15 protein-coding genes are annotated in these 13,157 nt (G+C 63.2%); 1 reads left to right on the top strand and 14 read right to left on the bottom strand.

Features of this window, described 5'->3' with window-relative positions; translation table 11 throughout:
* Positions 1-54: 54 nt before the first annotated feature.
* The 8 genes from KG698_RS05220 to KG698_RS05255 all read right to left on the bottom strand — a co-directional run bounded on the left by KG698_RS05220 (position 55) and on the right by KG698_RS05255 (position 5,366).
* On the bottom strand, positions 55-300 hold the full coding sequence (locus KG698_RS05220) for a DUF5337 domain-containing protein (protein WP_213684500.1): 246 nt from the start codon (positions 298-300) through the stop codon (positions 55-57).
* A 114-nt stretch (positions 301-414) separates the two neighbouring features.
* Complete coding sequence (locus tag KG698_RS05225; RefSeq protein ID WP_213684501.1) at positions 415-1,005, bottom strand: NADH:ubiquinone oxidoreductase; 591 nt, start codon at positions 1,003-1,005, stop codon at positions 415-417.
* A gap of 70 nt (positions 1,006-1,075) precedes the next feature.
* Positions 1,076-1,327 (bottom strand): hypothetical protein, encoded by a 252-nt coding sequence (locus KG698_RS05230; RefSeq protein WP_213684502.1) that lies wholly within the window; start codon positions 1,325-1,327, stop codon positions 1,076-1,078.
* Between the two features lie 95 nt (positions 1,328-1,422).
* Positions 1,423-2,514, bottom strand: a complete 1,092-nt coding sequence (gene nuoE / locus KG698_RS05235) for an NADH-quinone oxidoreductase subunit NuoE (RefSeq protein ID WP_213684503.1) — start codon at positions 2,512-2,514, stop codon at positions 1,423-1,425.
* Between the two features lie 97 nt (positions 2,515-2,611).
* Positions 2,612-3,832 carry an NADH-quinone oxidoreductase subunit D gene (locus KG698_RS05240; RefSeq protein ID WP_213684663.1) on the bottom strand — a complete coding sequence of 407 codons (1,221 nt, stop codon included), beginning with the start codon at positions 3,830-3,832 and terminating at the stop codon, positions 2,612-2,614.
* Positions 3,832-4,449 carry an NADH-quinone oxidoreductase subunit C gene (locus KG698_RS05245; RefSeq protein WP_213684504.1) on the bottom strand — a complete coding sequence of 206 codons (618 nt, stop codon included), beginning with the start codon at positions 4,447-4,449 and terminating at the stop codon, positions 3,832-3,834. The genes KG698_RS05240 and KG698_RS05245 overlap by 1 nt, the downstream gene beginning before the upstream one ends.
* A gap of 27 nt (positions 4,450-4,476) precedes the next feature.
* Positions 4,477-5,010 (bottom strand): NADH-quinone oxidoreductase subunit B family protein, encoded by a 534-nt coding sequence (locus KG698_RS05250; RefSeq protein ID WP_213684505.1) that lies wholly within the window; start codon positions 5,008-5,010, stop codon positions 4,477-4,479.
* Positions 5,001-5,366, bottom strand: coding sequence for an NADH-quinone oxidoreductase subunit A (locus KG698_RS05255; protein ID WP_213684506.1), 366 nt, complete (start codon positions 5,364-5,366; stop codon positions 5,001-5,003). Before KG698_RS05255 ends, KG698_RS05250 begins: the two co-directional genes overlap by 10 nt.
* Positions 5,367-5,582: 216 nt before the next feature.
* Between KG698_RS05255 and KG698_RS05260 the strand changes: the two genes are divergently transcribed.
* Positions 5,583-6,173, top strand: a complete 591-nt coding sequence (locus KG698_RS05260) for a hypothetical protein (RefSeq protein WP_300982931.1) — start codon at positions 5,583-5,585, stop codon at positions 6,171-6,173.
* On the opposite strand, the gene KG698_RS05265 is transcribed toward KG698_RS05260, so the two are convergent.
* The 6 genes from KG698_RS05265 to KG698_RS05290 all read right to left on the bottom strand — a co-directional run bounded on the left by KG698_RS05265 (position 6,170) and on the right by KG698_RS05290 (position 13,104).
* Positions 6,170-7,717 carry an AMP-binding protein gene (locus KG698_RS05265; RefSeq protein ID WP_213684507.1) on the bottom strand — a complete coding sequence of 516 codons (1,548 nt, stop codon included), beginning with the start codon at positions 7,715-7,717 and terminating at the stop codon, positions 6,170-6,172. The genes KG698_RS05260 and KG698_RS05265 overlap by 4 nt on opposite strands.
* Positions 7,718-7,795: 78 nt before the next feature.
* The gene (locus KG698_RS05270; RefSeq protein ID WP_213684508.1) at positions 7,796-8,773 is read right to left on the bottom strand and encodes an NADPH:quinone reductase; all 978 of its coding nucleotides are present in this window, start codon (positions 8,771-8,773) and stop codon (positions 7,796-7,798) included.
* 109 nt (positions 8,774-8,882) lie between these two features.
* Positions 8,883-9,662 carry a crotonase/enoyl-CoA hydratase family protein gene (locus KG698_RS05275; protein WP_213684509.1) on the bottom strand — a complete coding sequence of 260 codons (780 nt, stop codon included), beginning with the start codon at positions 9,660-9,662 and terminating at the stop codon, positions 8,883-8,885.
* On the bottom strand, positions 9,649-10,509 hold the full coding sequence (locus KG698_RS05280; RefSeq protein WP_213684510.1) for a hydroxymethylglutaryl-CoA lyase: 861 nt from the start codon (positions 10,507-10,509) through the stop codon (positions 9,649-9,651). The genes KG698_RS05275 and KG698_RS05280 overlap by 14 nt, the downstream gene beginning before the upstream one ends.
* On the bottom strand, positions 10,502-11,164 hold the full coding sequence (locus KG698_RS05285) for a glutathione S-transferase family protein (RefSeq protein ID WP_213684511.1): 663 nt from the start codon (positions 11,162-11,164) through the stop codon (positions 10,502-10,504). The genes KG698_RS05280 and KG698_RS05285 overlap by 8 nt, the downstream gene beginning before the upstream one ends.
* Positions 11,161-13,104: a biotin carboxylase N-terminal domain-containing protein gene (locus KG698_RS05290; RefSeq protein ID WP_213684512.1), complete on the bottom strand. Its 1,944-nt coding sequence runs from the start codon at positions 13,102-13,104 to the stop codon at positions 11,161-11,163. Before KG698_RS05290 ends, KG698_RS05285 begins: the two co-directional genes overlap by 4 nt.
* Positions 13,105-13,157 lie beyond the last annotated feature (53 nt).

The raw sequence follows: 13,157 nt of genomic DNA on the forward strand, positions 1-13,157 counted from the left end.
CTTGGCTCTCTCACGTGGTTGTCGGCCCGGATCTGGCGGGCCTGTCGTCTCGTGTCAGCGATCCATGCGCTCGGCGCGGCGCGCTTTCCATACCCAATAAGTCACAATCAAGGCCCAGACCAGTGCGGCAATCGCCGCAAGGTCGAACAAAAAGGCCAAGCGGATGGGCAGGCCCAATTGACCGCCCAGAAAACTGGCCCCCATCCAAAGTATCATCGTCACCGCCATCACGATGGCCGCTGTGCGGATCTGGCGACGATAGCGGCGCTCGATCTGGGTATCTTCGGGTGAACTGGGCATGGTTTCTCGGATATTTGCGCGGCGCAGATGTCATTGCAGCCTGCGACGCGGTCGCGCTGCGCGGCCGCGCCGCACAGCGACAGGGTTTCAAATGATTGCGTGCCGTGGCCCGCGTTAACCTTCGCTGGCGAGCTGTCTGGCTTGGGCAACCCATTCATCGCGCACGACACGGCCCTTGAAGCCTTCGAGGTTTTGATCAACCCACATGATCTCTTCCTCGGTCCAAACCGCGATTTGATCGAAATGGTAAAAGCCCAAGCTGTTGCAAAGCTTTTCAAGCTTGGGGCCGATCCCTTTGATCCGCTTCAGATCATCGGGGCGATTGTCGCGCGCAGCCGACAAGGCGGCGGGCCGCTTGCCGGGGCCCTGCGCGGGTGCGGGCGCTGCGGTTTCTTTCACGGCGACCGGTGCGGGCGTAGGCGTAGGCGCGGCTTTCGGTGCGGTTGCCGCGGGCGCGGGCGTCGCGCTTGCAGCCGCGGGCTTCTTACCCGCGCTGCCCGGCACCTGTGGGCCCGGCAGAGGGTTCAGAAACAAGACCGAGAGCACGATACCCATACCCAAGAAAACGACAGCCGCAGCAAAGAGCGCCTGCATCATGCTCCAGTCACCCACGAGCATCAAACCGGCCATCGCCACAAAGCCCGTCGCCGAGGCGATGCCCCACACGATCAGCAGATTAATCAATCCACCAGATGTCGAACTCATATCAAATCCCCCCGTTCATTTTTACGCGATTGCGTATTTCTAACGCGGGAAAATCGGTTTGTCTCGTATTTCAGGACACAGTGTCGCGGCCCTGTGCTTTGGCTGCACGCGCTGCGATGAGGGCGTCGAAATCGGTGGCAAAGGCGATCTGGCCAAGCCAGCCACTTACCGCAACGGTCCCAAGTCCGGCAAAGGCACCGACGGCGACCCAAAGGCCCAAGAAGCCCACAGCGAATAGCGCAACCGTGAGACCAAGGATTGCCGCAACGGTCCAAACCACCATGATGGCGACGATGCGGTGACCTGTTGTGTTCGTTGTCATTTTTCTGCGCCCCTTGCGTCATGAACTGCGCAAGCTAGGCAGCGCACGCGGCCCGACCAGTGGCCGGTGCCGCGACATATTGGCAAGCGGCGGGTTTAGCGCGCGCTGGCCAAGGCTGCGGCCTGTGCGATCCAATCGTCACGCTCGATCCGGCCTTTGAATTTCAGCCGCGCATCGACCCATGCGATCTCGGCCGCGCCCCAGGCTGCGATCTGGTCGAAATGCCAAAAGCCCATCTCGTTCAAGAGCGCTTCGAGCTTGGGGCCGACACCGGAGATCTTTTTCAAATCATCCCCAACCCCGCCACGCGGCGCGGCGAGCTGTTCGGGGGCTGCCTCCGCGACCGCGGCTGAGGCCGCGCTCTTGTCGGCTAGGGCTTTTTGGGCGGGGAGGGGCGCGGGCTTGCGCGCACGCGCGGGCACGGCCCGTGGCTTTTCCAGCGCGGGCGCAGGCGGGGCCAAGGCCACATCACCACCCGATTGGCGGCCCCAAGGGGCCAAAAGCGGCACTTCGCTGCCATCGATGCGTTTGATCGTATCGCCAAGATCGACGGCACGCCGCGCCGAGGCATTGAGCGCATCGCGCCCTGCCACATGATCGGTCAAGCTGGTCGGGCCGCCCAGCGGTTCGGCGGCATAGCGGCCATTTTGCGGACCGGGGGTCGGCACACGGCCCGCGGCCATTTCGTCGATGATCTCGGCCAGCCGCGCGGCGGTCAGATCCTCGTAGTAATCCTTGCCGATCTGGGCCATGGGCGCATTGGCGCAAGCGCCCAAGCATTCGACCTCTTCCCAGCTGAACTTGCCATCGGCCGAGATCTGATGGGCCTTTGGCGCGATCTTTTCGCGGCAGACGGCGATCAGATCCTCGGCACCGCAGATCATACACGAGAGCGTGCCGCAGATTTGCAGATGCGCCACGCTGCCCACCGGCTGCAATTGGAACATGAAGTAAAAGGTCGCCACCTCGAGCGCGCGGATATGCGCAAGGCCCAGCATGTCGGCCACGTATTCGATGGCAGGCCGGGTCAGCCACCCCTCTTGCTCTTGCGCGCGCCACAAAAGCGGAATGATGGCGCTGGCCTGCCGCCCCTCGGGGTATTTGGTGATCTGCGCCTCGGCCCAAGCGAGGTTCGCGGGCGTGAAGGCAAAACTGGCGGGCTGTTCGGGGTGAAGGCGGCGGAGCATCTGGCGAGGTATCCTAACTGATCATCCGGTGCGGCGGTGGAAAGGGCGGGAGCCTCCGGCGGGGATATTTTTGAAACGAAGAAGCGACAGGCGGTGCCTAGCGGTCCACCTCTCCGAACACGATGTCGAGCGATCCCAGAATGGCCGAGACATCAGCCAGCTGGTGGCCACGGCACAGGTAATCCATCGCTTGCAGATGCGCAAAACCCGGTGCGCGCAGCTTGGCACGGTAGGGTTTGTTGGTGCCATCGGCCACGAGATAGACGCCGAATTCGCCCTTGGGTGCCTCGACCGCGGCGTAGATTTCGCCCTCGGGAACGTGGAAGCCCTCGGTGTAGAGTTTGAAGTGATGGATCAGCGCCTCCATCGAGGTTTTCATCTCGGCGCGTTTGGGCGGGCTGATCTTGCCGCGCGTCATCACCGGGCCTTGGTTTTCGGGCAGGCGCAGCTTGGCGCAGGCTTGCTTGATGATGGAGGTCGATTCGCGCATTTCGGCCATGCGGCACAGGTAGCGGTCATAACAATCGCCATTGGTGCCGACGGGGATCTGGAAGTCGAACTCATCATAGCATTCATAGGGCTGGGCGCGGCGCAAATCCCAAGCAAGGCCCGTGCCGCGCGCCATCACACCGGAAAAGCCCCAATTTTGAATGTCATCCTCGGTCACGACGCCGATATCGACATTGCGCTGCTTGAAGATGCGGTTCTCGGTCAAAAGCGTGTCGATATCGGCCAGCGCCTTGGGGAATTCATCGGCCCATGTATCGATATCCTCGATCAGCGCAGGCGGCAGATCTTGATGCACGCCGCCGGGACGGAAATAGGCGGCATGGAGCCGCGCCCCGCAAGCGCGCTCGTAGAAGATCATCAGCTTTTCGCGTTCCTCGAACCCCCAAAGCGGCGGCGTCAGCGCGCCAACATCCAAGGCCTGCGTGGTCACGTTCAGCAGGTGGTTGAGGATGCGCCCGATCTCGCAATATAGCACCCGGATCAGTTGCGCGCGGCGCGGCACGGGCGTGTTGGTCAGCCGCTCGATCGCTAGAACCCAGGCGTGTTCCTGGTTCATCGTGCCCACGTAATCGAGCCGGTCGAAATAGGGCAGGTTTTGCAGATAGGTGCGGCTTTCCATCAGCTTTTCGGTGCCGCGATGCAGCAGGCCGATATGCGGGTCGCAGCGCTCGCAGATCTCGCCGTCAAGCTCGAGCACAAGGCGCAAGACGCCATGCGCCGCCGGGTGCTGTGGGCCAAAGTTGATGTTGAAATTGCGGATCTTCTGCTCACCCGTCTGGGCGTCTTGAAACCCCTTGGCGCCGTCCATCATTTCGCGGCCTCCTTGGCCTTTTCATCGCCGGGCAAGATGTAATCGGCCCCTTCCCAAGGCGACATGAAATCGAACTGGCGGTATTCTTGGACCAGCTTGACAGGCTCATAGACCACGCGCTTGACGACCTCGTCATAGCGCACTTCCGTGTATCCCGAGGTCGGGAAATCCTTGCGCAGCGGATGGCCGCGAAAGCCGTAATCGGTCAGGATGCGGCGCAAATCGGCATGGCCCGTGAACATGATGCCGAACATGTCGAACACCTCGCGCTCATACCAGCCAGCGCCGGCATGCACCCCGGTGATCGAGGGCAGCATCTCATCCTCGCGCAGCGCGCATTTCACGCGGATACGGTGGTTTTGATACATGCTCAGAAAATGCCAGACCACATCGAAGCGGCGATCGCGCGTGGGCCAGTCGACGGCGGTGATGTCGATCAGCGTCGAGAATTTGCAGCTTTGATCAGCTTTCAGCCATTCGATGAAATCCACCACAGCAGCGGCGGTGATCTCAACGGTCAATTCACCATGATCGGACACATCGGTGCCGATAACAGCATCACGTTGCTTTTCCGCGATATGGGCGGCCAATTCGTTCAGAGCGTCGCGGCTCATCTGTCGTCTCCCTCGCGCAAAGGCGCGTCAGCGCGTGATGGTGCCCGTGCGGCGGATCTTCCGCTGCAACTGGAGGATACCGTAAAGCAGCGCCTCGGCCGTGGGTGGGCATCCCGGCACATAAATATCGACCGGCACGATGCGGTCACAGCCACGCACCACGGAATAGCTATAGTGGTAATAGCCCCCACCATTGGCACATGACCCCATCGAGATGACGTAGCGCGGTTCCGGCATCTGATCATAAACCTTGCGCAGCGCGGGCGCCATCTTGTTGGTCAGCGTACCGGCTACGATCATCACATCCGATTGGCGCGGAGAGGCGCGCGGTGCGATCCCGAACCGCTCGGCGTCATAGCGCGGCATGGAGGTGTGCATCATCTCGACCGCGCAGCAGGCAAGACCAAAGGTCATCCAATGCAAGGAGCCGGTGCGCGCCCAGTTGATGATGTCCTCGGTCGAGGTGACAAGGAACCCCTTGTCCTGCAGATCGCGGTTGAGGACGGCGGTCGTGACCTCACGGTCGGGGCCGGCGGTATTGATGCCCGTGCTCACTCCCATTCCAGCGCCCCTTTTTTCCACTCATAGGCAAAGCCGATCGTCAGCACGCCCAAGAAAACCATCATCGACCAGAAAGCCAGATCGCTCAAACCCGGAAAGGCCACCGCCCAAGGGAACAGAAACGCGATCTCAAGATCGAAGATGATGAACAAGATCGACACGAGGTAGAATCGCACATCGAATTTCATCCGTGCATCGTCAAACGCGTTGAACCCGCATTCATAGGCCGACAGTTTCTCCGGGTCGGGGTTTTTCACCGCGACGACAAGCGCCGCCAAGATCAAAACAAGGCCAAGCCCGATGGCGAGGGCCAGAAAAATCAGGATCGGGGCGTAATCTGACATGAGCGCGGTCATGGGTATCCCTTGGCTCGTCCCTGGGGTGATCTGTGGCGCGGGGCGCGACACCCCGCCGGTCCGGTCGCTTGTTGGTTGATTTACGCCGCAGGCCGCAAGGGGTCAACGGGGCGAAGTGCGGCAAATCGGGGGGGTGTGCGATCCATCATGGACGCGCGGCACCTTGATGACATAGGTGACACGGGTAATCATCCTGACCGAGGGCAACCTATGCACATGACCCGCACAACCCGTCGCGCCGCATTTACCTTGCTCACCGCCGTGGGCGCTGTGGTGATTTGGGCTTGGCAAGATGGGGCGCTGGCGCAGATGGCGGGCCATGGCCATGGGATGCATCAGCATGGCGCGGGTGGGATGATGGGCCATGACATGGCCAATATGCCCGGCCTGCGCGGCTTGGATGCAACGGATCAAGAAAGCGCCGAATTGGCGGTGATGTTTCAGAACTTCACCAAGATGAGCCGGACGGTTGAGAACCTTCCCAATGGCATTCGCACGGTGACAGGCGCAAGTGATCCAGAGGTTATGGATGCGCTGATGTCCCATGTCGCGGGTATGATCGCGCGCGTCGAACAAGGGCGCGACCCACAGATTTTCATTCAAAGCCCGACGCTCGACATCTTCTTTGCGCGTGGCGACAAACTCGACACCGTGATCGATTATACCGATGCAGGCGTTGTCGTGACCCAAACCAGCACCGACCCCGAACTGGTCGCGGCGCTCCATACCCATGCCGCCGAAGTCACCGCCATGGTCGATCGCGGCATGGCGGCGGTGCATGAGATGATGATGGGCGCACGCCCCTAGAGCCCCGCCCGCAATTCCCGGCGCAAGATCTTGCCCGAGGCGCTTTTCGGCACGCTCTCGACAAAGCGGTATTCGGCCGGATGCTTGTAGCTGGCCAGACATGCGGTGACATGGGCGCGCAAAATCTCGGCATCGCAAACCGCACCAGGGGCCACCACGATAAAGGCGATGGGTACCTCGCCTGCTTCTTCGTCGGCGCGGCCCACCACGGCGGCATCGGCCACGGCGGGATGGGCGCAAAGCGCCGCCTCCACCTCGGCGGGGGCCACTTGGAACCCCTTGACCTTGATCAGCTCTTTCAGCCGGTCACGGATGAACATGAACCCATCTTCGTCGATGATCGCCAGATCGCCTGTGCGCAACCAGCCATCTTGCGTCACCGTCTCGGCGGTGGCTTTTGGGTTGTTGAGATAGCCCTTCATCACCTGTGGGCCGCGGATCCACAACTCGCCCTCCGTGCCGGGGGGCAGATCGCGCAGATCGGCTGGATCAACGATCCGGCATTCGGTCAGCGGCACCGCCTGCCCGCTTGCACCGTGCCGGATATTGTCGGCCACGGTCATATGCGAGATCGGGCTAAGCTCGGTCATGCCATAACCTTGCACGGCACGCGCGCCGAAGCGTGCGGCGATGGCTTTCTCGATCTCGGCACCCAAGGGTGCGGCGCCTGAGAAAATCTCGACCACGCTCGAGATATCATGCTGATCGACCAGCGGATGCTTGGCGAGCGCCAGCGCCACGGGCGGCACGATATAAAGCCGCGTCGCGCGATGGGTTTCGATCAACCGCAAGAAAAGCGCCAGATCAAAGCGCGGCATCGTCACCAGCTGCGCGCCTTGCTGCAGAAACAGGTTCATCAAGACCGTCATCCCGTAGATATGGAAAAACGGCAAAAAGGCGATGGCGACATCTTGCGGCGTCAGACCTGACACCGCGGCCGATTGCGTGACATTGGCCACAAGGTTGCGATGGGTCAGCATCACCCCCTTGGGCCGCCCCGTGGTGCCCGAGGAATAGGGCAACACCACGATATGCGTATCAGGGTCGATCGGGGCCTGCGCAAGCATGGGCTGGCCCATCAGATCCTCAAGGCTTAGCCCTGACTGCGCCCCGATGACCACGATATCGCGCACGCCCGTGCCCTCGGCGGCCTTGCGCGCGACCTCGGCAAAGGCGGGGACAGTCACCAGCATCACCGCGCGCGCATCGTTGAGTTGATAGCTGATCTCAGGTGCCGTGTAGCTTGGGTTGATCGTGGTCACCGTGCCGCCGCCCCACGCCACACCGTGAAAGACCACCGGGTATTCGGGCATATTCGGCGCCAAGATCGCGACCGTGCCACCGGGCAGCACACCGCGCTCGGTCAGGCCGCCGGCCAAACGCTGGATAAGGTCGATCATCTGCCCTGCGGTCATCACCTGCCCGCTCGGCCCATCGATGATGGCGGGCATGTCCCGCCGACCGACCAACCCCTCCATCAGCTTTTGGGTGATCGATACCGCGTCGATCGCCACCGCATCATGCCGATTAGGATAGAATGTCATCTTGTCCCTCCCCGTCGCGCTGCGGGGCATATGCTGCCCCGCGCGCCTCCCGGCGATCACGCTAACACGGGCGCGGGGTCAGATGTCCAGCACAACTGTCCCCAGCTTGTCGCCTGACGCGACCAGATCATGGGCGGCCGCGCAATCGGCCAAGCCGCCACCCGGCACAACCGCATGGCTGAGCACACCGGCCTCTAACCATTTGCTCAACTGCGCCTCACCCGCGCGACGCAGCGCACCGCCAAGCTGATAGACAATCAGCATATGCAGCCGCGTGTTACGGAACATGAAAGGATAGAAATCGAGCCGCGGCGCCATATCAGCCGCGCTGGCATAGGCGGCGATGGTGCCACCGGGCTTGATCAGGGCCAGACTGGCGGCCTGATTGGCCCCGAAATCAACATCGACGATCCGGTCCACACCGGCACCATCGGTCATCTCTAACACCGCCTCAGCCACATCCGTGTCGCGGTAATTCACCCATTCCTCTGCGGTGGCATGTGCGGCCTTGGCGGGGGATGAGACGGTCGCAATCACCCGCGCACCACCCAGCCGCGCCATCTGCATGGCGTAGCGGCCGACCGTGCCCGCACCACCTGTCACAAGAATGGTCTGCCCCGCAACCGGCCCATCGCCCATCACCGCGTACCAAGCCGTCATCGCCGGGATCCCGAAACAGGCCCCTTCGGCAAAGGATGTCCCATCGGGAAGGCGCACCGCCTGTTCGGCGGGTAACACCACATGGCTGGCCGCCGTGCCAAAGGCGCGCTGCCAGCCTGCGTTCCAGACCCAGACCCGCTCACCGATCCGGGCATGATCAACCCCTGCACCGACCGCCGCGATGACACCTGCACCATCGGAATGGGGCACGACACGCGGATAGACCATCTTGGCCCCCACCCGCGCACCGGCGCGCAGCTTCACATCCGAGGGGTTCACACCCGATGCCTTCAGCGCGACCAAAACCTCGCCCGCGCCCGGATGCGGTGTTGCCATCTCACCCAGCACCAGCACATCGCGCGCCGCACCGAAACCTTCATACCAAACAGCCTGCATCCCACCCTCCTGCCTTCTTCGTTTCATAAATATCCCGGGGGAGCCCGGAACGGGCGGGGGCAGCGCCCCCCGAATTTTCGTATGAAAATTCGCACCCTCCACCCTATGTCTAGCGCATCCAAGACGCCGGGCGTTTCTCGAAAAACGCCGCAATCCCTTCGGCGCTTTCCGCACTCTCCCAACGCGCCACAAGTGCGGCAATCGTCATCGCAATGCGGGCATCATCAATGGGCGCGGCCAGATCGGCCACAAGCCGCTTTCCCGCCGCAACAGCACCGGGTGCCGCGCGCAAGTAAGGCGCGATCTCGGCGGCAATCGCCGCGTCCAAGGCATCCGCCGTGACCGCGCGCGCCAATAGCCCCAGCCTGACCGCCTCCTCGGCATCAAAAACGCGCCCTGAGAAAAACACTTCGCGCGCGCGCGCCGCCCCCATCCGCGCCACGACATAAGGCCCGATGGTGGCCGGGATCAGCCCCAACCGCACCTCCGTCAAACCGAATTTTGCATCCTGCGCAGCGATGGCCACATCACAAACGCTGATCAACCCGATCCCACCACCAAAGGCCTGTCCCTGCACCCGCCCGATCAAGGGCTTGGGCATCCGGTCGAGTGCGGCCAACATCTGCGCCAAGGCAGCCGCATTCTTAGCCCGGCTCGGCCCATCGGCGTCCATCTGCGCCTTCATCCAACCCAGATCGCCCCCCGCGCAGAACGAGGCACCATTCCCGGTCAATACCACCACCCTGACCGCCGGATCGCGGCCCAATCGTCCGGCCGCCTCGGTCAAGGCCGCGATCATGGCCGCATCCATCGCATTATGCACCGCTGGACGGTTCAGCTTCAGCCAAGCCACACCATCCCCATCCACATGCAGTTCAAGCGTTTCCATCGCGCATCCCCCCGGCCATTGCCACCGCCCGATCCAGCGCGTCCAGATCAAGCCCCGTCTCAAAACCCCGCGCCGCCAAATGCCGCGCGACATCCTCCGTGGCCACATTGCCCGGCGCACCCGGCGCATAGGGGCAGCCACCCAAACCCCCAACCGCCGCATCAAAGACCCGCAGCCCATGATCAAGGGCCGCGTCGATATTGGCAAGCGCACGGCCGCCGGTATCATGGAAATGCCCAGCAAGGCGATCAACCGGCACCAAAGCCGAGACCGCCGCAAGCATCCGCGCCACCGTCTGGGGCCTGCCCGCGCCGATCGTGTCGCCAAGCGAGATCTCGTAACAGCCCATCGCCAGCAAATCCGCCGCCATGCGCGCCACCGCCTCGGGGGCAATGACGCCTTCATAGGGGCAGGCGATGACGCAGCTGACATAGCCCCTCACAGGCATGCCGATGGCCTGCGCCGCCGCGACCACGGGGGCAAAGCGCGCAAGGCTTTCAGCGATGCTGGCATTGATATTGGCTTGCGAGAACGCCTCGGATGCCGCGCCGAAAATCGCCACCTCATCGGCGCGCGCCGCCACCGCCGCGTCAAAGCCTTTGAGGTTGGGTGCAAGTGTCGCGTAGCTGATGCCCGGCTTGCGGGTGATCCCCGCCATGACCGCGCCCGCATCGGCCATTTGCGGCACCCATTTGGGGCTGACGAAACTCGTCACCTCGATGCGGCGAAACCCAACGCGCGACAGTGCATCAACCAGTGCGATCTTCTCGGCCACCGGGATCAGGCGCGCCTCGTTCTGCAACCCGTCGCGCGGGCCAACCTCGAAGATCTCGACCCGCTCAGCCATCGACCGGCACCGGGTAGAAGGGCTGCGCATAGAATGTCTGCGGCCCCTCGATTGCTGCGGCCGCTTGGAATGCGGGCCTTGCCTGAAGCCGCGCCCAATAGGCGGTGAGCTTTGGATAAGGGTCCATCCGCACATAAAACGGTGCCGCAAAAAGGTTGAAACCCAGCATCGCATCAGCCGCCGAAAACCCCGACGGCAAGAGGTAATCGCCCGCCATCATCCCCTCGAGCGCGCGCAAGGTATCGGCAAGGCGCAAGGTGTTAAGCTTGACCACCGTCGCCGATGGCCGCGCGGGCGGACGCAAGAATAGGTGGTTCAGGTTCAACTGCTCGATGAGGCTGGCTTGCGTTTCGGCAAAGCCCAGCACCTCGAGAAAGCGGACCCGCTCGCCATGCCCCGGCGCGCGGCCAAACCCATGCTGGGGCCGCGTCTCGCTCAGATATTGCAAGATCGCGGCACTTTCGAAGATCGTGATCCCGTCGATCTCCAGCGCGGGGATACGGCCCGCAGGTGACACAGCCATCAACCCCGCCCCGCGCATTTCGGGCGCACCAATACGGTAGCGGATAATCTCATCCGGGGTGATGCCCATCTCTTGCAAAAGCCACAGCACCCGGAACGAGCGCCCCCATGGCACGTGATGCAAGCGTATCATCTGTCTTCCTCCGCCAAGATGATCAGCGCCGCCCCGGCTTCGACCTGCGCGCCTGTTGCCACCAAGACCTCGGCCACGATCCCGTCGCGGCCTGCGACCAGCGCATGTTCCATCTTCATCGCCTCCAGCACGGCCAAGCGGTCGCCCTTCATCACGGCGTCGCCCGGTCCCACGAAAACCGCCTTGACCAATCCCGGCATCGGCGCAGCGATCTGGCCGGAACCCGCCCTTGATGTTGCCGCGACCGCCAAGGGGTCGATGATGTCAAAGCTGTAGCCATCATCCCAAAAGACGCTGACAGCCGCATCCTTCACGACGATCTCAGCCTTGATCGGCACCCCGTCGATCTGCCAGCCCGTGGCCATGCGCGCAACCGCATGCACCGCCCCCGCCACCGCGACATGCGCGGCCCCGCCGGGGTTCACCGCGACCACCGCCATGACTGCCTCACCCGCATGGCAAAGCGCCACCTGCCGCTTAAGCGGTGCCCAAAGCGTGAAGCCCGTGACCGGCACCGCCGGCGCATCGAGGCCCAGCGCACCCAAAGCTGCAAGCGACCACATCTGCGTCGATGGCACAGGGGCCGCCGCCAAGGCATCGAGATCGCGCGCGATCAGCCCGGTATCGACATCGCCCGCCGCAAAGCCCGCATGCCCGGCCAGCTTGCGCAGAAAGGACAGGTTGGTCACCGAACCCGCCACTTGCGTCTCGCCAAGCGCGCACGCGAGTTTGCGCAGCGCGACTGCACGTGTCGGCCCATGGACAGTGATCTTGGCGATCATTGGATCATACCAAGGCGAGATTTCATCGCCCGCGCGCACGCCGGTATCGGCGCGCGCCCCCTCGGGAAATTGCAGATGGGTCAGCCGCCCGGTGGCGGGCAGAAAGCCCGCGGCCACATCCTCGGCATAAAGCCGCGCCTCGAAGGCATGGCCGGTGATCGCCAGATCCTCTTGCGCGCAGGGCAGCCGCTCACCAGCGGCGATGCGCAACTGCCATTCCACCAGATCGATACCGGTGATGGCCTCGGTCACCGGATGCTCGACTTGCAGGCGGGTGTTCATCTCCATGAACCAAAACCCGTCGGGGTGCAGGCCACGGCTGGCATCGACGATAAACTCCACCGTGCCCGCACCTGCATAGCCAATGGCCTCGGCCGCACGCACGGCGGCCTGTCCCATGGCGGCGCGCATCTGGGGCGTCATGCCGGGTGCGGGGGCTTCCTCGATCACCTTTTGATGCCGCCGCTGGAGCGAGCAATCCCGCTCGAACAGATGCAGCGCGCGGGTGCCATCGCCAAAGATCTGCACCTCGATATGGCGCGGCCTGTCGATGAGCTTTTCTATAAGGACAGCATCATTGCCAAAGGCGCCCGCCGCCTCATCCTGCGCGCTCCGCAATGCGGAAGCGAAGTCTTCGGCGCGGTGCACGCTGCGCATCCCCTTGCCACCGCCGCCCGCGACAGCCTTGATCAAAACCGGGTAGCCAATCGCCGTGGCGGCCTGTGCCAGATGCGCGGGGTCTTGATCTGCCCCATGATAACCCGGCACGACAGGTACGCCCGCCGTGGCCATCAGCGCCTTGGCGGCATCCTTCAGGCCCATCGCCCGGATCGCCGCAGCCGATGGGCCGATGAAAACCAGCCCTGCCGCCGTGACCGCATCGACGAAATCGGGGTTCTCGGACAGAAAGCCATAGCCCGGATGGATCGCCTCTGCCCCCGTTGCAAGGGCGGCTGCGATGATCTTGTCGCCGCATAGATAGCTTTCGCGTGCGGGCGGCGGCCCGATATGGACCGCCTCATCGGCCATCGCCACATGGCGCGCGGTTGCATCGGCATCGGAATAGACGGCAACCGTCCGCACCCCCATCGCGCGCGCCGTGTCGATCACGCGACAGGCGATCTCGCCCCGGTTGGCGATCAAGATCTTATGGAACATATCCGACATCTCCCATCGCGCGCGCCTTTAGCTCGGCTAGACCAACCATCTTC

Source organism: Roseicyclus sp., assembly GCF_018402035.1.
Classification (GTDB): Bacteria; Pseudomonadota; Alphaproteobacteria; order Rhodobacterales; family Rhodobacteraceae; genus Roseicyclus.